Source organism: Pseudomonas sp. S2_F07, assembly GCF_054668325.1.
Genome location: NZ_CP162758.1, coordinates 1,834,576 through 1,860,344, shown reverse-complemented (window position 1 = coordinate 1,860,344; position 25,769 = coordinate 1,834,576). Strand labels below are relative to the sequence as shown.

Below are 25,769 nucleotides of genomic sequence, written 5' to 3'. Positions count from 1 at the left end.
CAATCCCTGTAGGAGCTGCCGCAGGCTGCGATCTTTTGACTTTAAGGATTAGTCCTCACGCTTGACCACCAAAGTCAAAATGTCATAACTGGCTACCAACTCTCCCAACTGGTTGGTCACTTCCACATCCCAAGCCACCACCCCTTGCGGAACGCCTTGCGGGCTCTTCTTGCCCTGGTCGATCTTGCGTTTGCAGGTCAGGCGCGCCTGGATGGTGTCGCCGATGCCGACCGGGTTGATGAAGCGCAGGGTGTCGAGGCCGTAGTTGGCCAGCACCGGGCCGACGCCGGGGAGACGAACAGGCCGGCCGCCGCCGACAGTACGAAGTAGCCGTGGGCGATGCGCTTGCCGAACTGCGATTCCTTGGCGGCGATGTCGTCGAAGTGCATGTAGAAGTGGTCGCCCGACAGGCAGCCGAAATTCACCAGGTCCGCTTCGGTGACGGTGCGGCGGTGAGTCAGCAGCGATTCGCCGATCTGCAGGTCCTGGAAGTGGCGACGGAACGGATGTACCTCGGTCTCGATGACCTTGGCCCCGCGCACGTACTCACCGGTGACCGCCGCCAGCATGGTTGGCGAACCTTGCACCGCCGCGCGTTGCAGGTAGTGTTTCACCGCGCGCAGGCCGCCGAGTTCTTCACCACCGCCGGCACGCCCCGGGCCGCCGTGCTTGAGTTGTGGCAGCGGCGAGCCGTGGCCGGTGGATTCGCCGGCACAATGGCGATCCAGTACCAGCAAACGACCGTGCCAGGCCGCCGCGACCGGGATGGCCTTGGCGGCGATTTGCGGATCCTTGGTCACCAGGCTGGCCACCAGGCTGCCTTTGCCGCGCGCGGCCAGGGCCAGTGCTTCGTCCAGATCGTCGTAGGCCATCAGGGTGCTGACCGGGCCGAACGCTTCGATGTCGTGGGCACCGCCCTCGGCATGGGGGTCGCGGGCCTGCAACAGGGTCGGAGCAAAGAACGCGCCTTTGTCGACATTTTCACCACGGGGTTCGAAACCATCGCGGGCACCGAACAGCATGTCACTGCTCTGCAACAGCGCTTCCAGGCGTTCGGCCACGTCTTTGTGCTGGTCGTGGGAAGCCAGTGCGCCCATGCGCACGCCTTCCACCGACGGATCACCGACCACCACTTTGGCCAGGCGATCACGCAAGCGGGTAGCAACTGCATCGATGTGTTTGGCCGGCACGATGGCGCGGCGGATGGCGGTGCATTTCTGCCCGGCCTTGGTGGTCATTTCCCGGGCGACTTCCTTGATGAACAGCTCGAACTCTTCATCATCCGGGGTCACGTCCGGGGCGAGAATGGCGCAGTTCAGTGAGTCGGCTTCGGCGTTGAACGGCACCGAATTGCGGATCAGGTTCGGGTTGACCCGCAGCTTGGCCGCGGTGTCGGCGGAACCGGTGAAGGTCACCACGTCCTGGCCTTGCAGGCGGTCAAGCAGGTCGCCGGTGCTGCCGATGATCAGTTGCAGGCTGCCCGCTGGCAGCAGGCCGGATTCGTCCATCAGGCGCACCACGGCTTCGGTCAGGTAGCTGGTGGCGCTGGCCGGTTTGACGATGCACGGCATGCCGGCGAGGAAGCTCGGGGCGAACTTTTCCAGCATGCCCCAGATCGGGAAGTTGAACGCGTTGATGTGCACCGCCAGACCGCCGCGAGGCACCAGAATATGAGTGCCGGCGAAGGTGCCCATTTTGCTCAGCTGCATGGCCGGGCCTTCGTGGACAATATTGCCCGACGGCAGCTCCCGCGAACCGAGGCTGGCATAGGTAAACAGCGTGCTGTTGCCGCCCTCGATGTCGATCCAGCTGTCGGCGCGGGTCGCGCCGCTGTGGTGGGAAATCGCGTAGAGCTGTTCTTTGCGCTCGCTCAGGTACAAGGCCAAAGCCTTGAGACGCTGGGCGCGTTGCTGGAAGTCCAGCGCCATCAAGCCGCTGATGCCCTGGCGACGGCCATGTTCGATGGCCTCGGCGAAGTCCGGGCGCTCCTCATGGGTGCGGGCGATTTCATGGCCGTCAATGGCACTGCGCAGCACTTGTGCGCCCTGTTGGCCGATCCAGCGACCGGCGATGAAACTCTGCAGGGTAGGGGCATGCAGGGTAGGGGCGTGAGACATCACGATTGCTCCTGGTTATGAAGGGGTGTGGCGCGGTCGCGACCGCGCCATTCGGGAATTACCAAAGCGCCAGGGTGTAGCCGACGATCAGCCGGTTTTCATCCAGGTCGGTCGTCAAGCCATTGCCGGAACGGAAGGTCACGTTGCGCCAGCGCAGGCTGACGTTCTTGAACACACCGCTCTGGATGACGTAGTTGATATCGGTGTCGCGCTCCCATTCGCTGCCGTTGTCGACCCTGCCCGCGTTGACATGGCTGCCGTCGGTGTAGCGGGTCATGAAGGTCAGGCCGGGAATGCCTTGCGCCGCGAAGTCATAGTCGTAACGCAGCTGCCAGGAATCCTCGTCGGCGCGGGTAAAGGTGTTGAAGGTCACCAGGTTGACCACGTACGGATCGCCGCCGTTGAGGAACGGAAAGGCGCTGTCGCCGGACAATTGCTGGTAGGCGGCACTGACCTTGTGGGCTCCGTGGGACAGCGTGAACATGCCGTTGAAGTTGCGGTTGTCGATGCGCCCGGCCCGTTCGGCGCCGTCGCCCCGGCTGTCGAAATAACGCAGGTCGCTGCGCAGGTTGAAGCCGTTGCCCAGCGGTTGCGTATGCACCAGTCCGGCGAATTGCTGGCGATAGATCTGGTCGAGCTTGCCGTAGTAGTAGCTCAGGTTCAGTTGCGGACTGAACGCGTAGCTGCCGCCGCCGAAGTCGAAGCTATCGCTGGTGGCGGCGGCGTAGCCGATGTCATCGTTGCTGGAGGAGTCGCGCAGGTTGGCCTTGGTCAGGCGTCCGGCATTTACCGTCAGGCCGTCGATTTCCTGGCTGGTCAGCAAGCCACCTTCAAAGGTCGAGCTCAACAAGCGTGTGTCGTTGTAGGTCACCACTGGCAACAAGGGTTGCAGGGTGCCGAGCTTCAACACGCTTTTGGAGACCCGCAATTTGCCGGTCAGGCCCAGTTCGCTGTAATTGTCGTCGGGCTCATGGCTCTGCGGGCCGAACGGCAGCAGGCCGGTACCACGGCGGTCCGGGCTGGAGTCGAGCTTGAGCCCCAGCTCCCCCAGTGCGTCGAGACCGAAACCGAAGGTGCCGTCGGTGAACCCGGACTCAATGCGCGCAGTGAATCCCTGGGCCCATTCTTCGGCCTTGGATTGCGGCGCGTTGTCCTGACGGAAGTCACGGTTGATGTATTGGTTGCGCATATCAATACGGGCCTTGCTGTCGCCGATGAAGTCGGCCATGGCGCAAGGCGCGATCATGGGCAGAGTCAATGCGGCGGCCAGTGAAAACAGTGATGGGTAAGACGTGGTACGTGCGGGTGTCATTATTTTTATTCCCTGCCAACTGTTCGGTCGTCGTTTAGTGTTTGCTGGCGCCGGTGGCACCGATGCCGGTCATCGAGCGGATGAACTGCGCCAGATAACGGCCACGCTCAAGGGCTGCACGGGGCGAGGTGTCGGTGACGGAAAACAGCCATGCACTGAAGAACGCCAGGCTCATGGAAAACAGTGCCGGGTTGGAGTACGGGAACAGCGCCTTGTCGTGATGCATCACGTTGACCCACACCGCGGGGCTCAGCACCAGCAACACAATCGCCGAAACCAGTCCGGACAGACTGCCGAGGACCGCGCCGCGGGTGGTCAGGCCTTTCCAGTACATCGAGAGGAACAGCACCGGGAAATTCACCGACGCGGCGATGGCCAGCACCAGGCCTGAGAGGAAGGCGATGTTCTGCGATTCGAACAGCAGGCCGAGGATGATCGCCAGCACACCGATGCACAGGGTGGCGATTCGCGACACGCGCATCTCTTGCTGCTCGCTCGCCTGGCCCTTGCGCATCACGCAGGCATACAGGTCGTGGGACACGGCCGAGGCGCCGGACAGCGCCAGCCCGGCAACCACCGCCAGGATGGTGGCGAAGGCGACCGCCGAGATGAAGCCGAGGAACAGGTTGCCGCCTACTGCCTGGGCCAGGTGCACGGCGATCATGTTGCCGCCGCCGATGATCGCGCCGCTGGCGTCACGGAACGCCGGATCGGTGCCGACCATGACGATGGCGCCGAAGCCGACGATGATCAGCAGCAAGTAGAAGTAGCCGATGAAACCGGTGGCGTAGAACACGCTTTTACGCGCTTCCCTGGCATCGCTGACGGTGAAGAAGCGCATCAGGATGTGCGGCAGGCCGGCGGTGCCGAACATCATGCCCAGCCCCAGGGAAATCGCGTCGATCGGGTTGGACAGCAAACCGCCGGGGGCCATGATCGCGTTGCCCTTGGCATGCACGGCGGTGGCACCGGCAAACATCGCCTCAGTGCTGAAACCGAAGTGCTTGAGCACCATGAACGCCATGAAGCTGGTGCCGAACAACAGCATCACCGCCTTGATGATCTGCACCCAGGTGGTGGCGAGCATGCCGCCGAAGGTCACGTAGAACACCATCAACACGCCGACCAGCATCACCGCATAGAGGTAGTCGATGCCGAACAGCAACTCGATCAGCTTGCCGGCGCCGACCATTTGCGCCACAAGGTACATCAGGGCCACGGTCAGGGTGCCGAAGGCCGAGGTCAGGCGCACCGGGGTCTGTTCCAGGCGATAGGAAACCACGTCGGCAAAGGTGTACTTGCCCAGGTTACGCAGGCGTTCGGCAATCAGGAACAGGATGATCGGCCAGCCGGCCAGCACGCCCAAGGCGTAGAGCAAACCGTCGTAGCCATTGAGGAACATCATCGCGGAAATGCCGAGGAACGAGGCTGCCGAGATCATGTCGCCGGCAATCGCCAGGCCGTTCTGGAAACCGGTCATGCCGCCGCCAGCGGTGTAAAAGTCGCTGGTTGAGCGGGTGCGAAGTGCCGCCCAGCGAGTGACGCCAAGGGTGAACAGTACGAACACCAGGAACATGCCGATGGCGTTCCAGTTCAGCGGACGGGACGCGCCGTCGGCGGCCATCGCAACATCAGTGACAGCCGCCAGCGGCAGCAGGAACAGCGCGAGAAGGCGGTTCATCGGGCGCACTCCTGCTTGAGTTTTTCATTCAGCGGGTCGATCACGTTGTTGGCGCGATAGACATAGAACCCGGTCAGCGCAAAGGCCAGCCCGACGATGACGACACCCACCAGCATGCCCACGGTGGTCACGCCGCCGCTCAAGGATTGGCCGAGGGTAGAAGGGGAGAAAGCCACCAACAGCACGAAGCCGTAGTAAATCACCAGCATGGCCAGGCTCAGTGACCAGTACAGCTTCTGTTTACGGCGAACCAGCTGGATGAAATCCGGGTGCTGGCGAATGAGTTCTACTTCCTGGGGTGTCATGACGCGCGCTCCTTTGTTGTTTTTGTTTTGGGTGAAACGGTTGAAAAGATCGCAGCCTGCGGCAGCTCCTACACAGGCATCCGGGCAAGCACATCCCCTGTAGGAGCTGCCGAAGGCTGCGATCTTTCAGAGCTGATCGAAATCCAGCACCACCTTGTCGCTGATCGGGAAGGCCTGGCACGACAGCACGTAGCCGGCGGCCACTTCGTAGTCTTCCAGGGCGTGGTTGCTGTCCATTTCCACTTCGCCTTCGATGACCTTGCACTTGCAGGTCGAGCACACGCCGGCCTTGCACGAGTAGGGCAGCTCCGCACCTTGCTCGTTGCCCGCTTCGAGGATGCTCATGCTGTTGCGCGGCAGGTCGAAGGCCAGGGCGCGGCCGTCGCTGATCACGGTGATCTGGCTGACCGCCGCATCCACTTGCCGGGCGGCTTCGCGGGCGGCGCGTTTTTGCTCGCTGCCGGCGGCGGCGAACAGTTCGAAATGGATGCGCTCAGGTTGCATGCCCTTGGCCTTGAGGCTGTCGCGCACGGTCTCGGTCATTTCCTGCGGGCCACAGATGAATGCCGCGTCGAGGGCTTTGACGTCGAGCCAGCGGCTGAACAGTTGCTCGCACTTGTCGGCGTTGATCCGGCCGTTGTACAGGTCGACATCCTGCTGCTCGCGGCTGAACACGAAGATCAGGTTCAGGCGTTGCAGGTAGCGGTTTTTCAGGTCTTCGAGCTGCTCGCGGAACAGCGCGCCGGAGCTGGAGCGGTTGCCGTACAGCAGGGTGACGCGGCTGTGGAGCTCGGTTTGCAGGGTGGTCTTGATGATCGACAGGATCGGCGTGATGCCGCTGCCCGCCGCCACGGCCAGGTAATTGCCATGGCGTGCCGGGTCGAGTTCGACGCAGAAGTGCCCGGCGGGCGGCATCACTTCCAGGGTGTGTCCGGCTTTCAGCTGTTCGTTGGCAAACGCCGAGAAACGTCCGCCGGTGACACGTTTGACGGCAATGCGCAGTTCACCGTCGTTGACCCCTGTGCAGATCGAATAGGAGCGGCGTACTTCTTCGCCGTCCAGTTGGGTGCGCATCACCAGGTGCTGGCCCTGGGTGAAGTGGAAGCTGTCCTGCAAGTGCTGCGGAATCTCGAAGGCGATGGACACCGCGTCACGGGTCTCGGCGCGCACGTCCTTGATGGTCAGGCTGTGAAATTTGCTCATTGTTGTTCTCCAGCTGGGACGGCCGATTCGCCGCTCAGATGCACTTGAAATAGTCGAACGGTTCCCGGCAATCGACGCAGCGGTACAGCGCCTTGCAGGCGGTGGAGCCGAACTGGCTGAGGACCTCGGTGTGGGCGCTGCCGCATTGCGGGCACACAACCTGCGGGCTTTCGCCGAGCAGGCTGCGTTTGCTGGTGCTGCCCTCGGGCGGTGCGATGCCGTAGGCGCGCAGGCGTTCGCGACCGCTGGCGCTGATCCAGTCGGTGGTCCAGGCCGGGGTCAACTTGCGCTCCAATTGCGGCGCCTTGAATCCGGCGAGTTCCAGCGCTTCGCGGATGTCGCTCTCGATCACTTCGGTGGCGGGGCAACCGGAGTAGGTCGGCGTGACCACCACGTGCAGGTGGCCGGCCTGCCAGTCCAGGTCCCGGACGATGCCCAGGTCGACCACGCTGACCACGGGCACTTCCGGGTCCATGACCTCTGCCAGAATCGCCCACGCGGCAGCCAGGTCGGTCGGTTGAGCCGGCCGGGCACCGAGGTCGCTGGCGATCAGCTCACCAGGTTGCATCGGGGTACGCTCGTGGCAGGAACTGCATTTCGGCCAGCAGGATGCCCAGGTGTTCGGTGTGCAGGCCCTTGCGTGCATTCAGATAGAAGTAGTTCGGCGCCGCAGGAACGGGCAGGGTAGCGCTGGTGAAAATCTGCTCGACCTTGGCCTGCCACTGGGCGGCCACGCTGGCGATGTCCGGGGTGATGCCGGCTTCGCACAAGTGCTGCTCGCTGGCATCAAAGGCGATCAGTTCGACGGTGAAGCGCCAGACTTCGGGGATGGCCGCGAGCATGCGCTTGTGGCTTTCCTCGGTGCCGTCACCCATACGCTCGATCCACTCGCCGGAGCGGCGCAGGTGGTAAGTCACTTCCTTCACCGCCTTGGCGGCGATCCCGGCAATGCGTTCGTCGCTGGACTGGCTCAGGCCCTGCAGCACCGGCAGATGCCAGGCGTCATACAGGAACTGTTTGAGCATGGTCACCGCGAAGTCCCCGTTGGGTTGTTCCACCAGCAGCAGGTTGCGATAAGCGCGCTCGTCACGACGGAACGCCAGGTGATCGGCATCGTGGCCGTCGTCCAGCAGTTCAGCGGCGTATTCTAGCCAGTTGCGCGCCTGGCCCACCAGGTCGAGGCCGACGTTCATCAGCGCCAGCTCTTCTTCCAGCGCCGGGGCCTTGCCGCACCATTGGCACAGGCGCTGGCCCTGGATCAGGGTGCTGTCGCCGAGGCGCAGCAGGTATTCGATCAGATCAGTCTTGTTGTCCATGGTCGACCTCACATGTGCCCGACTTCGGCCGGCAGCTCGTAGAAGCTGGCGTGGCGGTAGACCTTGTCGTCCGACGGATCGAACAGCGGGTCTTTTTCGTCTGGCGACGAGGCGGTGATCAATGCCGAAGGCACCACCCACAGGCTCACGCCTTCACTGCGACGGGTGTAGAGCTCGCGCGCGTTCTCGATGGCCATGGTGGTGTCGGCGGCATGTACGCTGCCGACGTGCTTGTGGTTGAGGCCGTGCTTGCTGCGCACGAAGACTTCGAAGAGGGTCCACTCGGACATTTCAGTTACTCCACATCGATTGCTTCTGTAGGAGCTGCCGCAGGCTGCGATCTTTTGGCGGCTTCGAAACCGCTGAAGATCAAGATCAAAAGATCGCAGCCTTCGGCAGCTCCTACAGGGGGGCGGATTGCCTTATGCGGCGTTCTTGTTTTGTTTTTTGCGGGCGTGGGCGACGGCGGCTTCACGGACCCAGGCACCGTCTTCAATCGCCTTGCGGCGGGTGGCGACGCGTTCCTGGTTGCACGGGCCGTTGCCCTTGAGCACTTCGTAGAATTCGTTCCACTGGATTTCGCCGAAGTCGTAATGACCGCGTTCGGCGTTCCATTTCAGGTCCGGGTCGGGGCAGGTGCAGCCCAGCAGCTCCAGTTGCGGGATGGTCTGGTCGATGAAGCGCTGGCGCAGTTCGTCGTTGCTCTGGCGCTTGATTTTCCAGGCCATGGACTGGGCGCTGTTCGGCGAGTGTTCGTCGCTCGGGCCAAACATCATCAGCGACGGCCACCACAGGCGGTTGATCGCGTCCTGGACCATGTCTTTTTGCGCCTGGTTGCCGTGGCGCATCATGGTCAGGAGGATTTCGTAGCCCTGGCGCTGGTGGAAGCTCTCTTCCTTGCAGATGCGGATCATCGCCCGGGAGTACGGGCCGTAGGAGGTGCGCTGCAGCACCACCTGGTTGACGATCGCCGCGCCATCCACCAGCCAGCCCACCGCGCCCATGTCGGCCCAGTTCAGCGTCGGGTAATTGAAGATGCTCGAGTACTTGGCCTTGCCGCTGTGCAGCTTGGCGACTTCTTCGTCGCGGTCGGCGCCCAGGGTTTCCATGGCGCTGTACAGGTACAGGCCGTGGCCGGCTTCGTCCTGGATCTTGGCCATCAGTTGCAGTTTGCGTTTGAGCGACGGCGCGCGGGTGACCCAGTTGCCTTCGGGCAGCATGCCGACGATTTCGGAGTGGGCGTGCTGGGAAATCTGCCGGACCAGGGTCTGGCGATAGGCATCTGGCATCCAGTTCTTGGCTTCGATCTTGATTTCTGAATCGATTTTTTCCTGGAAGGCGCGTTCCTGTTCGGACATCTCCGAGAGGTCCTTGATGCGCTTGACGCCTGTTTCTACGAGCTGTGCGTACATTTTTGAGTTCCCGCCTTGAATCTGTTCTGGGGCATGGGGGACTTTATAAGCGATACAGAATTTAATATCAAACACAAAATGACGTGTCGTATTTGTTTTTTGTATCGCTTTGGGGGGGTGGTTCTTTGGGAGGGGGTACATATCCGTTTCTTGGGTAGCGGCGGCTGGCGGTTTCGCCCTTACGGCGACTTACTTTTTTTACAAGCGCCTAAAAAAAGTAAGCAAAAAAACGCTCGCCCCGAACGTACGGCCCCTCGCTAAGGCTCGGGGTTCCTTCGCTCCGGCATTCATCCGGGGGCATCGCCTCCGGTCGGCTTCGCTCGACCTCCTCTCGATGTGTTCGGCTGCGCCGAACGGCGCTGCGCGCCCATCCCCGGATGAACGCCTCCGCTCAGCCTGCCGAGGGGGCGGGTGGATCAAGATCAAGAGCTGCAGGCGAGCTAACGCTCGGCCTGATGAGTGGTGAGAAGCGGCGCGGTGTGAGCTGCTCTGCTTTTGCTCTTCTGTGGGAGCGAGCTTGGTCCGGGCGGCGTTCCGACGATGGCGGCCTGCCAGCCGACCTGGTTTTGCTGCTGCATACGGTCCAATTGTCGGAGCGGGCTTGCTCGCGAAGACGGCCTGCCAGCCGACCGAAATCTTGCTGATGTACTGAGTACCTGCGGGAGTGAGCTTGGTCCGGGCGGCGTTCCGACGATAGCGGTCTACCGGCTGACCAGGTACCTCCCAGACGAACGACCCCAGCAAACAGGCCGGCCGGTAGGCCACCTCGGACGCTGTTGCGGTGTACGCCCCCTCGTGAGGCCGAATGTCAGGGGCAAGAGCCCTTGGTTACTTGGGGCCGGGCGGCGTTCCGCTTTTCCAAGTGACTCGCTGTAAGAGCGAAACCCTAAGTGGCCGTTACCGCAGCAACGGATATGTACACCCACAAAACAATCATCGACTGACACAAAGCCATCGCGAGCAAGCTCGCTCCCACAGGGATTGCGCTCGGCTCCAGAGCCAGTAAAGCCCCGGCAAAAAAAAGCCCCGCAAAAAGCGGGGCCATAAAGGGTGCAGCAGTCATGCTTTAGGACGTTTATCCAGCACGTGGCAAGCCTTGCCCTCCGACCGCTTGATCGAATGAAACGGCTGCAAAACAATCCGCGAACTGATCCCGATGTACGTCTTGATGTGCTTGCTCAACTCCCCGCAAACAGCCTTCTGCTGTTCATCGGTCAGGTGCTGGTGCTCAGCCTTGAGCTCGACATGCACATCCACGCTGTCCAGGTTGCCATTGCGATACAGATGGATCTCATAGCACTCGGCAAGTTGTTTGACTTTCAGAACCTGTTCCTCGATCTGCGTCGGAAACACGTTGACCCCGCGGATGATCAGCATGTCATCGCTGCGCCCTGTGATCTTGTCGATGCGTCGCATCGGCCGTGCGGTGCCCGGCAGCAGGCGCGTCAGGTCGCGGGTGCGGTAGCGGATCATCGGCAGGGCTTCTTTGCTCAGGGACGTGAACACCAGTTCGCCCATCTGCCCGTCCGGCAGCACTTCGCCGGTGACCGGGTCGATGATTTCCGGGTAGAAGTGGTCTTCCCAGATGGTCGGGCCGTCCTTGGTTTCCGCGCATTCCATGGCGACACCTGGCCCCATGATTTCCGACAGGCCGTAGATGTCCAGGGCGGTGATGCCCAGGCGTTGTTCGATGGCGCTGCGCAGTTCGGCGGTCCACGGCTCGGCGCCGAAGATGCCCAGGCGCAGGGCCAGTTTGTGCGGGTCGATGCCCTGGCGCTCGATTTCATCGGCGATGTTGAGCATGTAGGACGGCGTGACCATGATGATGTCCGGCTGGAAATCCTTGATCAGTTGCACCTGTTTTTCGGTCTGGCCACCGGACATCGGAATTACCGTGCAACCCAGGCGTTCGGCGCCGTAGTGCGCGCCGAGGCCGCCGGTGAACAGGCCGTAGCCATAGGAAATGTGCACCTTGTCGCCACGTCGGCCACCGCCAGCGCGGATCGAGCGCGCCACCACGTTGGCCCAGGTGTCGATGTCATTCTGGGTGTAGCCGACCACGGTGGGTTTGCCGGTGGTGCCGCTGGAGGCGTGCAGGCGCACGATGTCGTGCATCGGCACGGCAAACATGCCATAGGGGTAGTTGTCCCGCAGGTCGGACTTGGTGGTGAAAGGGAATTTCGCCAGGTCGTCCAGGGACTTGATGTCGTCCGGGTGCACGCCCAACGCATCGAAACGCTGACGGTACAGCGGCACGTTGTTGTAGGCGTGGTTCAGGCTCCAGCGCAGGCGCTCCAGCTGATGCTGGCGCAACTCGTCGATGCTGGCGGTTTCCAGCGGGTCCAGCACAGGATCCAGCACGGCTTTGGCTATTGGCATGTTCATGTGTTCACTCGAATTGTTTTTGTGTTCCAGCCCTTTTGCACAAGGGCTTTGAGTGCATGCCCCAAGGATACCTCTCGGCTCCTTGGGAATCGCGATTCTTTAGTGGGATAGACGCTCGATGATCAGCGCGATCCCCTGGCCTACACCGATGCACATGGTGCACAGGGCGTAGCGGCCGTTACGTTCTTCCAGTTCGTGCAGGGCAGTAGTGACCAAACGTGCGCCGCTCATGCCCAGTGGATGGCCCAGGGCGATGGCGCCGCCGTTGGGGTTGACCCGTGGATCGGTGTCGCTCAGGCCCAGCTCGCGCAGCACCGCCAGGCCTTGTGCGGCGAAGGCTTCGTTGAGTTCGATCACGTCCATGTCGGCCAGGCTCAGGTTGGCCACCTCCAGCACCTTGCGGGTGGCCGGCACCGGGCCGATGCCCATGATCCGTGGTTCAACGCCGGCAGTGGCCATGGCCACGACCCGACCACGGGCGGTCAGGCCGTGGCGTTTGGCGACTTCCGGGCTGGCCAGCAGCAGGGCGCAGGCCCCGTCGTTGACTCCGGAGGCGTTGCCGGCGGTGATGCTGCCGCCTTCGCGGAACGGCGTGCCGAGTTTGGCCAACTGTTCAAGGGTGGTGTCGCCACGCGGGTGTTCGTCGTGCTCGACCACTTTGGCCGGGCCTTTGCGCTGTGGGATTTCCACCGCGACGATTTCCCCGGCCAGACGTCCGTTGGCCTGGGCGGCAGCAGCGCGTTGCTGGCTACGCAGGGCGAACGCATCTTGATCTGCCCGGGAGATGTTGAACTGTTCGGCGACGTTCTCTGCCGTTTCCGGCATGGAGTCGATGCCGTAGGCCTTTTTCATCAGCGGATTGACGAAGCGCCAGCCGATGGTGGTGTCGAAGATTTCGGCCGACCGGGAAAACGCCTGCTCGGCCTTGCCCATCACCAGCGGCGCGCGGGACATGGATTCGACGCCACCGACCAGCATCAGCCCGGTTTCGCCGCTGCGAATGGCCCGGGCGGCGGTGCCGATGGCATCGAGTCCGGAGCCGCACAGGCGATTGAGGGTGGTGCCCGGCACGCTGACCGGCAACCCGGCCAGCAACGCCGACATGCGCGCGACGTTGCGGTTGTCTTCGCCGGCCTGGTTGGCGCAGCCGTAGATCACATCATCGACCGTGTTCCAGTCCACTTGTGGGTGACGGCGCAGCAGTTCGCGCAGGGGCACCGCACCGAGGTCGTCGGCGCGCACGCTGCTCAGGACGCCGGCGTAACGGCCAATCGGGGTCCGGACTGCGTCGATGATCAAGGCGTCATTCATTGGGGGTCTCCTGCGTCAGCACCGGGCCGCGCACTTTGTAGGATTTGCCGTGGAACAGGGCGATCAACTGGCCCTGCTGGTTTTCGATGCGCACGTCATAGTTGCCGGTGCGACCGGAACGGCTCTGCTCGATGCAGTCGGCGTTCAGCGTGTCACCCAGGCGTGCCGGGGCGATGTAGTCGATGCTGCAACCGATGGCCACGGTGGCTTCGTTGTAGCTGTTGCAGGCAAAGGCGAACGCCGAATCAGCCAGCGCGAACAGGTAGCCGCCGTGGCAGGTGCCGTGGCCCTGGACCATGTCGGCGCGCACGGTCATGCCCACTCGCGAGCAACCGGGCCCGGCCGAGAGCAGGCGCATGCCCATGCCCTGGCTGGCGGCGTCGCGCTGGAACAGCGATTGCGCGCATTCACTGGCCAGGGTCATGGATTCATGGTTAGTCATGGAATGTTCTCCCTTCGGCGACGCGACGGCGCAGCAGCAGCGACGGCCGGTAGCGTTCTTCGCCATAACTGGCTTGCAGGTTTTCCAGCGTTTCAAGAATGTGCGACAGGCCAATGGCATCGGCCCAGGCCAGCGGCCCTTGCGGATAATTGACCCCGGCGCGCATAGCCAGGTCGATGTCGGCGGCCGAGGCCACGCCTTGCAGCAGGGCGTCGGCGGCCTCGTTGGCGAGCATCGCCACGGTGCGCAGGACGGCGAGGGCCGGGCTGTCGCTGAGCAGGCTGACCTTGAGGCCGGCCCGTTGCAGCAGGGCAACGCCTTGTTCGAGGGCCTGCGGATCAATGCCTGCCGCATGGCTGATGGCGATGCGTTTGGCATTGCCGTAATCGAACGCCAGGTCCAGCAGGATCAGGTTGCGCAGCCCGTCTTCGCGAGCCCGCTGGCAGGCCGTGCGCCCGTCGCTCAAGGCCAGCACGGCATCACCGACCCGCAGCAAGCCTTGGCCGTCGCGCTGGACGATCTCGACGCCTTGTTCATGCAAGCGTGGGAGCAAGCCTTTGGCGATACCGAGGTCGCCTTCCACGGCACAAACCCCGACCTTTGCAGCGCTGCTGATTTCAGTGGCGTGCGGGCGCTCCGCGCCTTGGGCGTAGCTGTAGAAACCCTGGCCGCTCTTGCGTCCCAGGCGCCCGCCGTCCACCAGTTCTTTCTGGATCAGCGACGGCAGGAAGCGCGTGTCCTGGTAATAGGCGTCGAACACCGAGCAGGTCACGGCGTAGTTGACGTCGTGGCCGATCAAATCCGTCAGTTCGAACGCGCCCATGGCAAAACCACCGGCTTCGCGCATCAGCGCATCCAGGGTCGGGCAATCGGCCGCGCCTTCCTGCAACAGACGCAGACTTTCGGCATAGAACGGCCGGGCCACGCGGTTGACGATAAAGCCCGGCGTGGAGCGGGTGTGCACCGGTTTTTTGCCCCAGGCCCTGGTGGTGTCGTACAGGCACTCGGCGAGCGCCGGATCGCTGGCCAGGCCGCAGACCACTTCCACCAGCGCCATGACCGGTGCCGGGTTGAAGAAGTGCAGGCCGAGCAGGCGTTGTGGATGTTCAAGCTGCGCGGCGATGCTGGTGATCGACAGCGACGAGGTGTTGCTGGCGAGGATGCAATGCTCGCCGCAGATGCCTTCGAGCTGGCGGAACAGCGCGCGCTTGACCTCGAGGTTCTCGACGATGGCTTCGATGATCAGGTCGCAGTCGGCCAGGACTTCGATGGCTTCCACCGCTTGCAGGCGGGCAATCGTCGCGCTGCGCGATTCGGCGGACAGCTTGCCGCTCTCGACTCGCTTGCCCAGTTGCCGATCAATGCCTTCAATCGCTTGAGCAGCAGCGCCGGGACGATTGTCCAGCAGCAATACCGGATGGCCGGCCTGGGCCGCGATCTGGGCGATACCGGCACCCATGGCCCCGGCGCCGATCACGGCGATGCGTGCGTTGGTGTTCAGTGCGCTCATGACTCAGCGCCCCTTGAAACTTGGGGCGCGTTTTTCCATGAAGGCACCGACGCCTTCACGGTAGTCCTCGCTGCGCCCGGCCAGGCGTTGCAGGTCTTTTTCCAGCTCAAGCTGTTCGTCGAAGCTGTTGCTCAGGCTGGCGTTGAGGCTGCGCTTGATCAGCGCCAGGCCGTAGGTCGGCTGGGTCGCCAGGTGGCGGGCCAGTTTCAGCGCTTCGTCGCGCAAATCGGCGTCGTCCACACACTGGTAGATCAAGCCCCATTGCTCGGCTTGTTCGGCGCTAAGGCGATTGCCCAGCAGTGTCAAAGCCTTGGCCCGAGCCATGCCGACAAGACGCGGCAGGGTCCAGGTGCCGCCGGAGTCCGGGATCAGGCCGATCTTGCAGAACGCCTGGATGAAACTGGCCGAACGTGCCGCCAGTACCAGATCGCAGGCCAGCGGAATGTTGGCGCCAGCCCCGGCCGCCACACCGTTGACCGCGCAGATCACCGGCAGCGGCAGGTCGCGCAACTGGCGGATCAACGGGTTGTAGAACTTCTCGATGGACTCGCCCAGGTCCGGCACGGCGCTGCCCGGCGCGACATTGCGGTCGCTCAGGTCTTGCCCGGCACAGAAGCCGCGCCCTTCACCGGTCAGCAGCAGTACGCGCACGTCCGGGTTCTGCCGCACTTGCTTGAGCGCTTCCTTCACTTCGCCGTGCATCTGGGTGTTGAAGCTATTGAGCTGTTCCGGCCGATTGAGGCTGAGCAGCGCGACGCCGGCGTCGATGGAAAACAGGATGTGTTCGAAGTTCATGGTCTTGGCGTTCTCTTGGCAGTCGTTCGAATTCGGATGTCAGTGGCCGCTTTATTGCCCGGTGTAAGTCGGGCTGCGTTTTTCCTGGAAGGCTGCAATGCCCTCGTCGCGGTCGCGGGTGCCGGCCAGCACGGTGAAGGCGTGGCGCTCGAAACGCAGACCGCTGGCCAGGTCGGTGTCCATGGCCTTGAGCAGTGCTTCCTTGGCCAGGCGCACCGCCAACGGTGCCTTGGCCGCAATGCTGCGGGCGATGTGCAGGGCGCGCTCGACGGTGAATTCCGGCTGGGTGACTTCGCTGACCAGGCCGGCGCGCTGGGCCTGGCGGGCGTCGATCGGCTCGCCGGTCAGCACCATTTGCATGGCCATGGATTTGCCGACGGCACGCAGCAGGCGTTGGGTGCCACCGGCGCCGGGCATGATTCCGAGGTTGATTTCCGGCTGGCCGAAGCGGGCGTCTTCACCGGCAATGATGATGTCGGCGTGCATCGCCAGTTCGCAGCCACCACCGAGGGCGAAGCCGTTGACCGCGGCGATCAGCGGTTTGCTGAAGCAGGTGATGGTTTGCCACGAAGCCTGGCGCGGGTCGTCGAGGATGCCGACCAGGTTGCGCTCGGCCATTTCCTTGATGTCGGCACCGGCGGCGAAGGCCTTGCGGCTGCCGGTAAGGACCACGGCCCGGGTGTCGGGGTCGGCTTGGGCGATGTTCAGTTCAGCGGCCAGCTCGCCCAGCAACTCGGTGGTCAGGGCGTTCAGGGCTTGCGGGCGCTGCAGGGTAATCAGGCGGACGCCAGGCTCGATCAATTCGACGGCAAGGGTCAGAGGCATGGCGGATGCTCTCACGGTGCACGCTCGGCGTGGTGCCGGCTCGTTATTGGATCGGCCGCAGGGGGCCGGTTTTGCCCAAGTATAGCTATAACGTGATACGTAAATGCAATACAAAAATAGATTTAATGTGTCTTATTGGTGGTGGTTTTGATTTTAAGGCTTTCTGCTTAAAGGTGGTGGATAGCGGGTTTTACCCAGAAAACATTGGGTTTTATGGCGATTTTAGGGGAGCACGGGTATTCGTCGGAAAGGTGCGTTTCAAGTGATACGGTTTTTAGTCTTTGTGCTGTTAAAAGTGATGTGATACAAGATGAGTCATTATTTGCATCGCTTTGTGAAGGAAGCTTCCATGACCTGCTACAGCCTTGATGGCCTGACTCCGGTGGTTGATCCGAGCGCTTATGTGCACCCGTCCGCCGTATTGATCGGTGACGTGATCATCGGCCCCCATTGCTATGTCGGTCCGCTGGCCAGTCTGCGCGGTGACTTCGGGCGGATCGTGCTGGAGGAGGGCGCCAACCTGCAGGACACCTGCGTGATGCACGGTTTTCCCGACAGCGACACCGTGGTCGAACGCAACGGCCACATCGGCCACGGCGCGGTGCTGCACGGTTGCCGGATCGGCGCCGATGCGCTGGTGGGCATGAATGCGGTGGTGATGGACAACGCCCGGATCGGCCCGCGTTCATTCGTTTCGGCGGCGGCGTTCGTCAAGGCCGGTTTCGAATGCCCGGAGCAGTCGCTGGTCATGGGCGCACCGGCCAGCATCAAGCGCAGCCTCAGCGATCAGGAAGTGGCATGGAAACAGGCCGGCACCCGGGAATATCAGCAACTGGCCCAGCGTTGCCTGACGCAGATGCAGGTCTGCGAACCGCTGAGCGAACCGGAGCCTGATCGCCCGCGGATCAGTGACAGTGGGTTGCGGCCAAAGGACAGTACCTCATGAACACCACCCCTGTAGGAGCTGCCGAAGGCTGCGATCTTTTGATCTTGATCTTTCAAAAAACAAAATCAAAAGATCGCAGCCTTCGGCAGCTCCTACGGAGTTTCGGTATATTCCTTTTCTTTTTTCCCACGGAACGCCCATGTCGTCCCTGACTCCCTTGAACCATCTGATTACCCGCTTCCAGGAGCAGACGCCGATCCGCGCCAGTTCCTTGATCATCACGTTGTACGGGGATGCCATCGAACCCCATGGCGGCACTGTGTGGCTGGGCAGCCTGATTCAGTTGCTCGAGCCCATCGGCATCAACGAGCGGCTGATCCGTACCTCTATTTTCCGCCTGACCAAGGAAGGCTGGCTGACCGCCGAGAAAGTCGGTCGTCGCAGTTACTACAGCCTGACCGGCACCGGTCGCCGGCGTTTCGACAAGGCCTTCAAGCGGGTCTACAGCACCACGATGCCGGCCTGGGACGGTTCCTGGTGCCTGGTGATGCTCTCGCAGCTGACCCAGGACAAACGCAAACAGGTGCGCGAGGAGCTGGAGTGGCAGGGCTTCGGCGCGATTTCGCCGGTGGTGCTGGCCTGTCCGCGCAGCGACCGTTCCGACGTCAACGCGACCCTGCTCGACCTCGGCGTCCAGGAGGACACCATCGTCTTCGAAACCACCGCCCAGGACGTACTGGCCTCCAAGGCGCTGCGCCTGCAGGTGCGCGAGAGCTGGAACATCGAGGAACTGGCCGCGCACTACAGCGAGTTCATCCAGTTGTTCCGACCGCTATGGCAAGCCCTGCGCGAGCAGGAAAACCTGCAACCGGCCGACTGTTTCCTGGCGCGGGTGCTGTTGATTCACGAGTACCGCAAGCTGCTGCTGCGCGACCCGCAACTGCCGGATGAGTTGCTGCCCGGCGATTGGGAAGGCCGCGCCGCCCGCCAGTTGTGCCGCAACATTTACCGTTTGATCTATGCCAAGGCCGAAGAATGGCTGAACGCCGCGCTGGAAACGGCCGACGGCCCGTTGCCGGATGTGGGTGAAAGCTTCTATCGGCGTTTTGGCGGACTGAAATAGCACGTCATTGTTCAGGGAATGGTGCGGTTCAGGAGATTCGAAGCATCCGATGTCGTGTGGATTGACGTAGACAATAAAAATAAGCCTGCGTGAGGCCTGACATGATTTCTACAACAGCACAGCGCCATGATGGGTTCGACCAGTGGATCCATCAGATCAACCAGATCTGTGGCGCCTTCAACGCACAACCCCTGGGCAGCGAATTTGCCGGGCGCATCCGCGAATACCAGAGCGACGCGCTCAAGCTCAGTTTCGTCGACGCGTGCCAGGCGCGTTTGTACCGTACGCCCCAGGAGGTCGCGGCGGGCGAGGGCGGCAAGTATTTCGCGGTGTTCCAGCTCGAAGGCACAGCGGGCATGGCCCAGGGCAACGACAAGGTCTTGCTGTCCCCCGGCGACATCACGCTGATCGATGCCGCGCGGCCCAGCGACTTCACCTACGGCGAAAACTCCCGGCAGTTGTCGCTGATCCTGCCGTATCAACTGGTCGAGCAAACCCTGCGCTTCAATCAGGTCAAGTGCGGCCACCGGATCGCCGCCACATCGCCCATTGCAATGCTCTCGCACCGGCTGATCCTCGATGCCACCCGCCAGCAGCACCTGACCCGCCAGGAAAGCGAAGCGACCCTGGAAGCGATCGTCAGCCTGCTGCGCCCGGCGATCAGCCAGACCGACGACAGCAGCGATGCCCATGAGCGGATCTTCCGCAAGACGCTGACCTGCATCGACGACAACATTCGCTCCGAAGACCTGTGCCCGGAATGGCTGGCGCGGGAAGTCGGCATGTCCACCCGTGGCCTGTACCGGATGTTTGCCAAGAAAGGATTGGTGGTGGCGCGCTACATCAAGAACCGACGCCTGGATTTGTGCGCCGAATCCCTGCGCCGGTCAGGCAAGGAGGAGAAGTTGTCGGTGCTGGGGTATTCGTGGGGGTTTTCCGATTCGAGCTACTTTTCCACTGCGTTCAAATCGCGCTTCGGCATTGCGCCGGGGGAGTATCGCAAGCGGCATGGTTGATGGGCTTCGGATCACCGAATACCCCCTGTGGGAGCTTCATCCTATACTGGACAAAGTGAAGGCCCGACTTCCTTTCCGTTTTGATCGTATATGTATTGCAGATAAAAAAGTCCATCATCATGCTTCTGAACTACACAAAAAAACGCGTCGTAAAACAAGACACTTTGCCCTGTTGGATTCGTAACGTTTATATCGACTCTCGCGTAATAAACGTGCCTGATCACCTGCTGGATACCCAACAACATGCTGCGTTGAGTGCCATCCACGAACGTGGCGAAATCGGTGGCCATGATGCTGGCGGATGCCAGGGATTCGCAGGCGTGGGCCAGCAGGTCTTCAGTACTGATGTCCGAGGCAATGACGAACATTGTGCTGGGGTTGTGGGGGGCGCAGGTGTTGAGGATGGCGGGTTTTAGGTGGAGATTGGCGGCAGGGTTGTCGGATATTGATTCGGGGGGATTGGGTGTGGGTTTGGGCGTGGTGGAGCTCCTGTAGACATTGGAACCACCAAGACCTGTCGCTAAACAAGTAAGGGTGGCGACTGTACGAAGGTTAGCGAACCGGTTACAGGCAAACCCGGCAGACCCAAAGGTCTCCGACGCACAGCCGCCATAATCAGATTGCAGACATAAATACGTATGCAATCAAGACTGTAGTGCTGATGCCCCTGTAACTGTTCGGGTCGCTAAATTAGCAGCGACACGGAAACGATAAAGACCAGGGCCAAGGCGCACAAGCCGGCGGATTCTGGCGTAGTTGTAGGCAGCGACGCAGGGCGGTGTAGCCTTGCTCCTGATCCTACAGTCATGTCCGACAAGCACATAATTGTGATCAATTGTCATCCAGTACCCCGGACCCGACTCTAACGGCTCTTTTTGAAACTCGAACTTAGGCACACCCGGTAGCACGGTATTTATCTCCAGGTATGTATATCGCCACCGGCCAACCCCTTGAACACCTGCCCCTGCTGGTTGGTAGTTCGGTAGCCGACAAGCAACTTTCTCTGAATAATTTCTGTTTCGATGCTGTCTTCTTGGAAAGTCACTTAGCCGTCCGGCTGGTTTTCTCATGCAACCGACCTCCTAAAAATCTCAGCACCAATGAATACCGCAAAAAGGCATATTACGCCCGAATAAACGAGCACTACCGCCCACTTCATACGGCATTTTATTGAGACTGGTAATCGAGCCAACTCTTCAGGGTCAAGCGTGCCATTTCGTATATGCCTGCTGGGCCAAAGCACACCACCTGACACAATAGATGCCAATATACAGCGTGAAAAAAATGAACGTCCGCCACCCCCGAATGAAGTTATTACATGACTATTTTTAAAATTACCCAGCACCACATCCAAGTCGCGAAATGCGATATAACAATTAATAGCAACACCCGTTAAAGCCAGCATCAAAGGCCCAAAAAACAAAGACAATTTTAAAACAGTAAAAGTCAATTGATCACCCTCTGCCCCTTTATACTATTTTTCAGTTCGCAGCCCCAACAAATCTGACGCCAACATTAGTTAATCTGCCACTTGGTGAACTCATCTAATTCCTCATCGAAAAAATTCACCGTACTTGATGCAAGCCAGCTAAATGAAGTGCCCCCGGCAAGCAGTAGTGCAATTGTGCATACCGGTGCCCCTGGCCCACACACTGCAATAACGGCACTGCCTGCCAAAATAGTCCCCACCACACCCCCTCCAATTACAGCCCCTTGTTTGATCACTTCTTTCGATTTATTTTCCGCGTTCGCGATTTCGTATGCAGCATAGGTAATAGTAACAACAATCAACACCTTACCAGCGACCCTTAACACCTTATTTCGCGTATTGTACTGAGCATTCGGCCGCGCCGAAGACTCAATAATCTCATAGTGAATTGATGTTTTTTGACGAAGTTCCAGATCAACGAACTTTTTGCCAAATTTGTCAATTGCCTTACTATCCAACAGATCCTCTAAGGTTTTAGAAATCATTTTTTTACGTTCTGCGATGGATAATCCATGCGAAGAGGTTTTCGCTCGGACCTCAATCATAATTTTGTTTCGCATCTCGTAGCAGAACTCTGCCGCCTCCTTGACCGAGACTTTGCCGGACTTCACCTGGGTTAGAACTTCAGCTTTAACCCTGCTTACATTTCGATTGTAATTATCACGCTGCCTTGCGTCACTTATAAAATCTGCAGAAAACTTTAGGGCCGCCCCCTCAAAGCTTTCAATAGCTTTTTCTAGAGTGTCATCATCAATTTCGTGTATTTTTCCAGCAAGATAGTGGCGATAAAAAGAATCCATCATAGTTACTCCGCAAGTTCCTTTAGCAATTTTTCAGTGCCACTGATGATCGTGTTTTCTTGCTTGTTCGGGCACTCCACTTCAAATTTGACGCAAGATTTTCCAGAAAAAGAATAAAAGTTCACCTTATTATCGCTATCAAATTCACCTTGCAGAGTCGCCCCGTCATCCATGGTGGCTGTGCACTTTATGCCCTGGTAGTTCAATTCAGGCGGGGCAGAAAAACTGATCCATTTTGTTGACTGCGGAAACTCAATCTTCAGCCCGCCCGGCAACAAGGTATGAGCGCTCATGGTTCGCCCTTCCTTGTCGGTTACACCGGTAAACACCTCGCCCTGTTCAGTAGTGATCCGGTAGCGTGTAAATGCTGCCGGTTCCTGAGCCTCATCTTTCAGGACGTATTCCCCGGAGTAGCCTCCGGGTAGCGGTGTTGTTGGTGTATCCAGACTGGCAGGTCCGAGCTTTTGCACATGCTTGGCACGGTGATAGATATTGCCGGGGGCGCCCTGGTCGAGGTCGCCGTCCTTCAAGCGGACAAAGACCCCTCCGCATTCCAATATCAGCTCTTTCTCAGCGCGGATGTGCACTCGGCCATCCACGCTCTCGATCCTGATATCGCCCTTCGCCAGGGCGTTCAGAAGGCCCTCAAGAGCATGCAAATCGAGGTTGCCCTTGGTCGCCTTGAGCTGCATGTCCGCACTGTGCGCGAGCAGGCTGATTCCATCCTCGGCAGTGGCGGTGATGTTCTGGCCGGCGCTGAGATCGACGTTGTGCGCGGCAACGATGGCCACGCTTTCGCTACCCGAGGACAGGCACACCGCCTCAGGGCTGAGCAGACCTATACCGGCCGGGGCATGCAGCAACAGGCCCGGTTCGGCCAAGCCATTGAGGGCCTGGGTCAGCCGCTGTTGGCTGGCGGTGTCGCCGGGGGTGACCTTGGCCCCGCGGGCCGCCTCGGCCAGGGATCGCGCCAGCGACAATGCACTTTCCAGCTGCGTTATGGCGGCGTCCATGTCGAGTTGCACGCCCTGAGCCTTCTCCTGTTTGTCCGCGCTGATGAAAATGCCCTTGCCCGCCCGAATCGCCCCCCAGGCATCGGTGCGCAACTCAAACCCCTCGCCACGCTTCTGCCGCTCGGCATCCACCACATGCCCGAGGTTGAGCTGGCTCTTGCCGCTGTGTTCGGTGCTGAGCTTGATGTGCTCCTGCCCGCGGGTATCGTCCAGCCGCAGTTTGTTGTTGGCCGGGGTGCGCAGCACGTTGCGCTTTTCGTTGTACATGGTGACGTGGTCGGGGTGCTGGCTGTCGTGCAAGGCGTGGGCGATGTAGGGCCGGTCCGGGTCGCCCTGTTCGAAGGCCACCGCCACTTCGGTGCCGGCGATCAGCGGCAGGTGCAAGCCGTGGGTGTCGCCGGCGTATGCCCGGGCCAGGCGCAGCCAGGTGCTTTCGCGACCGGCGTCCCAGGTGTCGCGGTCGAACAGGAATTGCACCCGGTAGCGGCCTTCGGCGTCGGTATCGGCGTAGGGGTTGTTTGCCTGCGCGCTGGTCACCCGGGCCGGCACGGTGCCGGCGATCAAGGGTTTTGGCGGCACATCAGGGCGAAAGCACACCGTCTGCGCATAGGGGATGGCCTGGAAGCTGCACTCGAAGCTGCGGTCGCGGGCGGCGCCGGCCTTGAGCGCGATGATCACCGCCCGCGGCGCGAAGGCCTGGGGCGCGCCGTCGGTGACTTCCAGCACCTGCCCCGGCGCCAGGCGGGGACTGCTGCTCATGCCGCGCAGGCGGGTGCGGCGGTTGAGGTAACGCTCGTGGCGCAGGCGCGCATAGAAGTAGCCGCTTTCGCACTGCACGTCTTCGGGGAAGGCATGGCGGTCGCCGAGCGCGGTGTAGGGTTCGGCGTAGTGATAGGCCTCGCCGTAGGTGCCCTTGGCGCCGCGCGTCTGGTCGATGTCGCCGTCGAGGTGCGCGCGGGAGTCACGGTGGTGGTAGGCGCGGATGTTCACGTGCTGCTCCACCACCTGGTGTTCCGACTGCAAGGCCCAGACGCTGTCCTCGCCGCTGCTGCTCAACCCGGAGAGCGGACGCAGCGGCAGTTCGACGTCGAACTGGTAGGCGCGCGGGGAGTCGTGGAATTCGACGACGTCGATACTCAGGCGTTCGTCGCTGGTGAAGCGGTACCAGATGCCGACTTCGGCCAGCAACCCGGCAATGAAGGCCAGGTCGCTTTCGCCGTATTGCATCACCTGCTCGCGCCGGGGGTATTCGCGGTGCAGGTGGAAGAGGAAGTCCTGGCCCCTGAAATCGTGGCGACTGCGCAGGATGTGCTCGACGATTTCCGGCACCGACCGGTGCTGGTAGATCCGGTATTGCCGGCCCCGCGCGAGCAGCGCCAGACGCGGTTGCAGGGTGACTTCGTAGCGCGCCTCGTCGACGGAACCGGACAGGCGTTTGAAGCCTCCGATCACCCCGTGCAAGGTGCGCAGCGGCTTGACCTCGGACGGCTCGAAGATCAGCGACGAGACCTTTTCCGGTAGCGCGTGCAGGCTGAAGCTGGCGGGTTGGCCGAGCATGAGTTCAGCGTCGATGTCGAGCTGGCTGGAGGTGAACTCGATGTGGTAGCTGAAGGGTTGGCTGAGGTGTTCTTCGCCGTGGAAGGCCAGGACGTCGAGGGGGGCGTCTACCTCTCGGACCCAGAGTGTGTGGCGGCTGTGGTCGAAGAAAACGGGCAATACGGGGTGCATGTTGCAGACCTCCCTAGTCTATCGATGCAGGCGGGGAGGCTTCGTTGCCGCCCGCGTTCAAGCGCTCGACAGCTTTCAGGAAGGTAAAAAAGGTTGATATAGGAAGATTCCGACGCTCGCGTAGGATGCATCCGAGTGTTGATGCTGCGTACCTGTAGGACCGTTCGCGATTTTGTCGGCGCCAGGTGCAGCGGCTGCTTTTCGACAGGGTTGAACCGTTCGGATCGAACGCTACTGCAGAGCGCAAAGCCTGCTTGTTTAAAAGCCCTCAAGGTTACTTCGTGAAAGCCACAGCGCCTTGCGTCGTTGCCTACAGTTACCCCAGAATCCGCCGGCTTGTGCGCTTTGGGACCGCTCGGTAACTTGCTCCGCGTCACTGATTGTCAGTGATCGGGTTTAGTCGCCCGGCTAGTTTTCCTCGGTTGTACCAGTGTCATCCAGTCAGGCATCCGCCTGCACTTGATGGTGGCTGTGCGCATGGCGTCTTCGGGCGCGCCGGGTTTTGGGAAACTTTACCGGTCGACTAACTTGCGCACGGCCACCACCCTTTTGTTTAGTCGCGAGATGGTTGTGGCCCTTACTGGAGAAAATTCCCATGTTCAAGGTCACACCGAATCCGCCGGACACCGGTCCGACATCCTCATCAGTAGAATTCGACTCAAACACCCCCCACGAACCCGCCGACCGCATCCCCTCAGCCGCCGACATCCGAGCCACTCCACGCAAACTGTGCGCGATGTTTTTCGTCAACCCGGAACTCGATACCGCAACCCTGCTGGCCCATGCCTGCGAGTCACTGGCATCGGCCAATGTCATGACCATGGATCTGGCGGATCGAACGGATGGGACAAGTCGCAATACCCTGCTGGGCATCGCGCAAGTCATCCTGTTGGGGGAGTTGGCGGTGAACCGGGCGCTGGACCGGATCGATGCGGTTGGGTAGAGGATCAGCGATCGGGATGTTGCGGGACACACTGATGGAATTGCCTGAATACTGATGGACCCTTGTGGGAGCGAGCCTGCTCGCGAAAGCGGAGTGTCAGTCGACATCATTGTCATCTGATACACCGCTTTCGCGAGCAAGCTCGCTCCCACAGGTA

The 25,769-nt window shown here is 61.1% G+C and carries 21 protein-coding genes and 2 pseudogenes; 4 read left to right on the top strand and 19 right to left on the bottom strand.

Translation table 11 applies throughout. From position 1 onward, the window contains the following. Positions 1-48: 48 nt before the first annotated feature. The 15 genes and pseudogenes from paaZ to paaF all read right to left on the bottom strand — a co-directional run bounded on the left by paaZ (position 49) and on the right by paaF (position 16,614). A pseudogene (paaZ, locus tag AB4O40_RS08380) lies at positions 49-2,117 on the bottom strand (phenylacetic acid degradation bifunctional protein PaaZ). Positions 2,118-2,175: 58 nt separating this feature from the next. After that, entirely contained in the window at positions 2,176-3,429 is a 1,254-nt protein-coding gene (locus AB4O40_RS08375; RefSeq protein WP_460055036.1) for an OprD family porin, read from the bottom strand. 34 nt (positions 3,430-3,463) lie between these two features. Further along, positions 3,464-5,110 (bottom strand): cation acetate symporter, encoded by a 1,647-nt coding sequence (locus AB4O40_RS08370; RefSeq protein ID WP_056722557.1) that lies wholly within the window; start codon positions 5,108-5,110, stop codon positions 3,464-3,466. Beyond that, a complete protein-coding gene (locus AB4O40_RS08365) occupies positions 5,107-5,415 on the bottom strand; it encodes a DUF485 domain-containing protein (protein WP_046042846.1) in 309 nt (102 codons plus the stop codon). The genes AB4O40_RS08370 and AB4O40_RS08365 overlap by 4 nt, the downstream gene beginning before the upstream one ends. A gap of 126 nt (positions 5,416-5,541) precedes the next feature. Next, positions 5,542-6,618 carry a 1,2-phenylacetyl-CoA epoxidase subunit PaaE gene (gene paaE, locus AB4O40_RS08360; protein ID WP_223541393.1) on the bottom strand — a complete coding sequence of 359 codons (1,077 nt, stop codon included), beginning with the start codon at positions 6,616-6,618 and terminating at the stop codon, positions 5,542-5,544. A 34-nt stretch (positions 6,619-6,652) separates the two neighbouring features. Then, positions 6,653-7,186 (bottom strand): 1,2-phenylacetyl-CoA epoxidase subunit PaaD, encoded by a 534-nt coding sequence (gene paaD / locus AB4O40_RS08355; protein ID WP_056722553.1) that lies wholly within the window; start codon positions 7,184-7,186, stop codon positions 6,653-6,655. Further along, the gene (gene paaC / locus AB4O40_RS08350) at positions 7,173-7,934 is read right to left on the bottom strand and encodes a 1,2-phenylacetyl-CoA epoxidase subunit PaaC (protein WP_460055041.1); all 762 of its coding nucleotides are present in this window, start codon (positions 7,932-7,934) and stop codon (positions 7,173-7,175) included. The genes paaD and paaC overlap by 14 nt, the downstream gene beginning before the upstream one ends. Before the next feature lie 8 nt (positions 7,935-7,942). Then, positions 7,943-8,224, bottom strand: coding sequence for a 1,2-phenylacetyl-CoA epoxidase subunit PaaB (gene paaB / locus AB4O40_RS08345; protein ID WP_007943393.1), 282 nt, complete (start codon positions 8,222-8,224; stop codon positions 7,943-7,945). 132 nt (positions 8,225-8,356) lie between these two features. Beyond that, complete coding sequence (gene paaA / locus AB4O40_RS08340) at positions 8,357-9,346, bottom strand: 1,2-phenylacetyl-CoA epoxidase subunit PaaA (protein ID WP_056722549.1); 990 nt, start codon at positions 9,344-9,346, stop codon at positions 8,357-8,359. Positions 9,347-10,405: 1,059 nt separating this feature from the next. Next, positions 10,406-11,731 carry a phenylacetate--CoA ligase PaaK gene (gene paaK / locus AB4O40_RS08335; RefSeq protein ID WP_056722547.1) on the bottom strand — a complete coding sequence of 442 codons (1,326 nt, stop codon included), beginning with the start codon at positions 11,729-11,731 and terminating at the stop codon, positions 10,406-10,408. Positions 11,732-11,830: 99 nt separating this feature from the next. Next, positions 11,831-13,042 (bottom strand): 3-oxoadipyl-CoA thiolase, encoded by a 1,212-nt coding sequence (gene pcaF / locus AB4O40_RS08330; RefSeq protein ID WP_460055046.1) that lies wholly within the window; start codon positions 13,040-13,042, stop codon positions 11,831-11,833. Further along, positions 13,035-13,484, bottom strand: coding sequence for a hydroxyphenylacetyl-CoA thioesterase PaaI (gene paaI / locus AB4O40_RS08325; protein ID WP_046042837.1), 450 nt, complete (start codon positions 13,482-13,484; stop codon positions 13,035-13,037). The genes pcaF and paaI overlap by 8 nt, the downstream gene beginning before the upstream one ends. Next, positions 13,477-14,994 carry a 3-hydroxyacyl-CoA dehydrogenase PaaH gene (gene paaH / locus AB4O40_RS08320; RefSeq protein ID WP_056722543.1) on the bottom strand — a complete coding sequence of 506 codons (1,518 nt, stop codon included), beginning with the start codon at positions 14,992-14,994 and terminating at the stop codon, positions 13,477-13,479. The genes paaI and paaH overlap by 8 nt, the downstream gene beginning before the upstream one ends. A gap of 3 nt (positions 14,995-14,997) precedes the next feature. Further along, complete coding sequence (paaG, locus tag AB4O40_RS08315) at positions 14,998-15,789, bottom strand: 2-(1,2-epoxy-1,2-dihydrophenyl)acetyl-CoA isomerase PaaG (protein WP_056722541.1); 792 nt, start codon at positions 15,787-15,789, stop codon at positions 14,998-15,000. Positions 15,790-15,840: 51 nt separating this feature from the next. Continuing rightward, entirely contained in the window at positions 15,841-16,614 is a 774-nt protein-coding gene (paaF, locus tag AB4O40_RS08310; RefSeq protein WP_056722539.1) for a 2,3-dehydroadipyl-CoA hydratase PaaF, read from the bottom strand. Positions 16,615-16,963: 349 nt separating this feature from the next. Here paaF and paaY point away from each other — a divergent pair, with 349 nt between their 5' ends. From paaY to feaR, 3 genes are all read left to right on the top strand, one after another. Further along, positions 16,964-17,560, top strand: coding sequence for a phenylacetic acid degradation protein PaaY (paaY, locus tag AB4O40_RS08305; RefSeq protein WP_414912794.1), 597 nt, complete (start codon positions 16,964-16,966; stop codon positions 17,558-17,560). Positions 17,561-17,699: 139 nt separating this feature from the next. Next, positions 17,700-18,623: a phenylacetic acid degradation operon negative regulatory protein PaaX gene (paaX, locus tag AB4O40_RS08300; RefSeq protein WP_008003007.1), complete on the top strand. Its 924-nt coding sequence runs from the start codon at positions 17,700-17,702 to the stop codon at positions 18,621-18,623. Between the two features lie 101 nt (positions 18,624-18,724). After that, a complete protein-coding gene (gene feaR, locus AB4O40_RS08295; protein WP_056722536.1) occupies positions 18,725-19,639 on the top strand; it encodes a transcriptional regulator FeaR in 915 nt (304 codons plus the stop codon). A gap of 218 nt (positions 19,640-19,857) precedes the next feature. Here the strand turns inward: feaR and AB4O40_RS08290 are convergent. From AB4O40_RS08290 to AB4O40_RS08275, 4 genes and pseudogenes are all read right to left on the bottom strand, one after another. After that, positions 19,858-20,085, bottom strand: a pseudogene (locus AB4O40_RS08290) (DUF6124 family protein); the annotation flags it as partial. Between the two features lie 620 nt (positions 20,086-20,705). Next, positions 20,706-21,089 (bottom strand): hypothetical protein, encoded by a 384-nt coding sequence (locus AB4O40_RS08285; RefSeq protein WP_156385722.1) that lies wholly within the window; start codon positions 21,087-21,089, stop codon positions 20,706-20,708. 65 nt (positions 21,090-21,154) lie between these two features. After that, positions 21,155-21,931 (bottom strand): hypothetical protein, encoded by a 777-nt coding sequence (locus AB4O40_RS08280; protein WP_201783873.1) that lies wholly within the window; start codon positions 21,929-21,931, stop codon positions 21,155-21,157. 2 nt (positions 21,932-21,933) lie between these two features. Further along, positions 21,934-24,669: a type VI secretion system Vgr family protein gene (locus AB4O40_RS08275; protein WP_460055055.1), complete on the bottom strand. Its 2,736-nt coding sequence runs from the start codon at positions 24,667-24,669 to the stop codon at positions 21,934-21,936. 595 nt (positions 24,670-25,264) lie between these two features. On the opposite strand from AB4O40_RS08275, the gene AB4O40_RS08270 reads away from it, so the two are divergent. After that, positions 25,265-25,612, top strand: a complete 348-nt coding sequence (locus AB4O40_RS08270; protein ID WP_056722534.1) for a DUF6124 family protein — start codon at positions 25,265-25,267, stop codon at positions 25,610-25,612. Positions 25,613-25,769: the final 157 nt, after the last annotated feature.

Coding starts and splice junctions, on each gene's coding strand:
- AB4O40_RS08375 (WP_460055036.1), bottom strand. CDS start 3,429: ATGACACCCGCACGTACCACGTCTTACCCATCACTGTTTTCACTGGCC.
- AB4O40_RS08370 (WP_056722557.1), bottom strand. CDS start 5,110: ATGAACCGCCTTCTCGCGCTGTTCCTGCTGCCGCTGGCGGCTGTCACT.
- AB4O40_RS08365 (WP_046042846.1), bottom strand. CDS start 5,415: ATGACACCCCAGGAAGTAGAACTCATTCGCCAGCACCCGGATTTCATC.
- paaE (WP_223541393.1), bottom strand. CDS start 6,618: ATGAGCAAATTTCACAGCCTGACCATCAAGGACGTGCGCGCCGAGACC.
- paaD (WP_056722553.1), bottom strand. CDS start 7,186: ATGCAACCTGGTGAGCTGATCGCCAGCGACCTCGGTGCCCGGCCGGCT.
- paaC (WP_460055041.1), bottom strand. CDS start 7,934: ATGGACAACAAGACTGATCTGATCGAATACCTGCTGCGCCTCGGCGAC.
- paaB (WP_007943393.1), bottom strand. CDS start 8,224: ATGTCCGAGTGGACCCTCTTCGAAGTCTTCGTGCGCAGCAAGCACGGC.
- paaA (WP_056722549.1), bottom strand. CDS start 9,346: ATGTACGCACAGCTCGTAGAAACAGGCGTCAAGCGCATCAAGGACCTC.
- paaK (WP_056722547.1), bottom strand. CDS start 11,731: ATGAACATGCCAATAGCCAAAGCCGTGCTGGATCCTGTGCTGGACCCG.
- pcaF (WP_460055046.1), bottom strand. CDS start 13,042: ATGAATGACGCCTTGATCATCGACGCAGTCCGGACCCCGATTGGCCGT.
- paaI (WP_046042837.1), bottom strand. CDS start 13,484: ATGACTAACCATGAATCCATGACCCTGGCCAGTGAATGCGCGCAATCG.
- paaH (WP_056722543.1), bottom strand. CDS start 14,994: ATGAGCGCACTGAACACCAACGCACGCATCGCCGTGATCGGCGCCGGG.
- paaG (WP_056722541.1), bottom strand. CDS start 15,789: ATGAACTTCGAACACATCCTGTTTTCCATCGACGCCGGCGTCGCGCTG.
- paaF (WP_056722539.1), bottom strand. CDS start 16,614: ATGCCTCTGACCCTTGCCGTCGAATTGATCGAGCCTGGCGTCCGCCTG.
- paaY (WP_414912794.1), top strand. CDS start 16,964: ATGACCTGCTACAGCCTTGATGGCCTGACTCCGGTGGTTGATCCGAGC.
- paaX (WP_008003007.1), top strand. CDS start 17,700: ATGTCGTCCCTGACTCCCTTGAACCATCTGATTACCCGCTTCCAGGAG.
- feaR (WP_056722536.1), top strand. CDS start 18,725: ATGATTTCTACAACAGCACAGCGCCATGATGGGTTCGACCAGTGGATC.
- AB4O40_RS08280 (WP_201783873.1), bottom strand. CDS start 21,931: ATGATGGATTCTTTTTATCGCCACTATCTTGCTGGAAAAATACACGAA.
- AB4O40_RS08275 (WP_460055055.1), bottom strand. CDS start 24,669: ATGCACCCCGTATTGCCCGTTTTCTTCGACCACAGCCGCCACACACTC.
- AB4O40_RS08270 (WP_056722534.1), top strand. CDS start 25,265: ATGTTCAAGGTCACACCGAATCCGCCGGACACCGGTCCGACATCCTCA.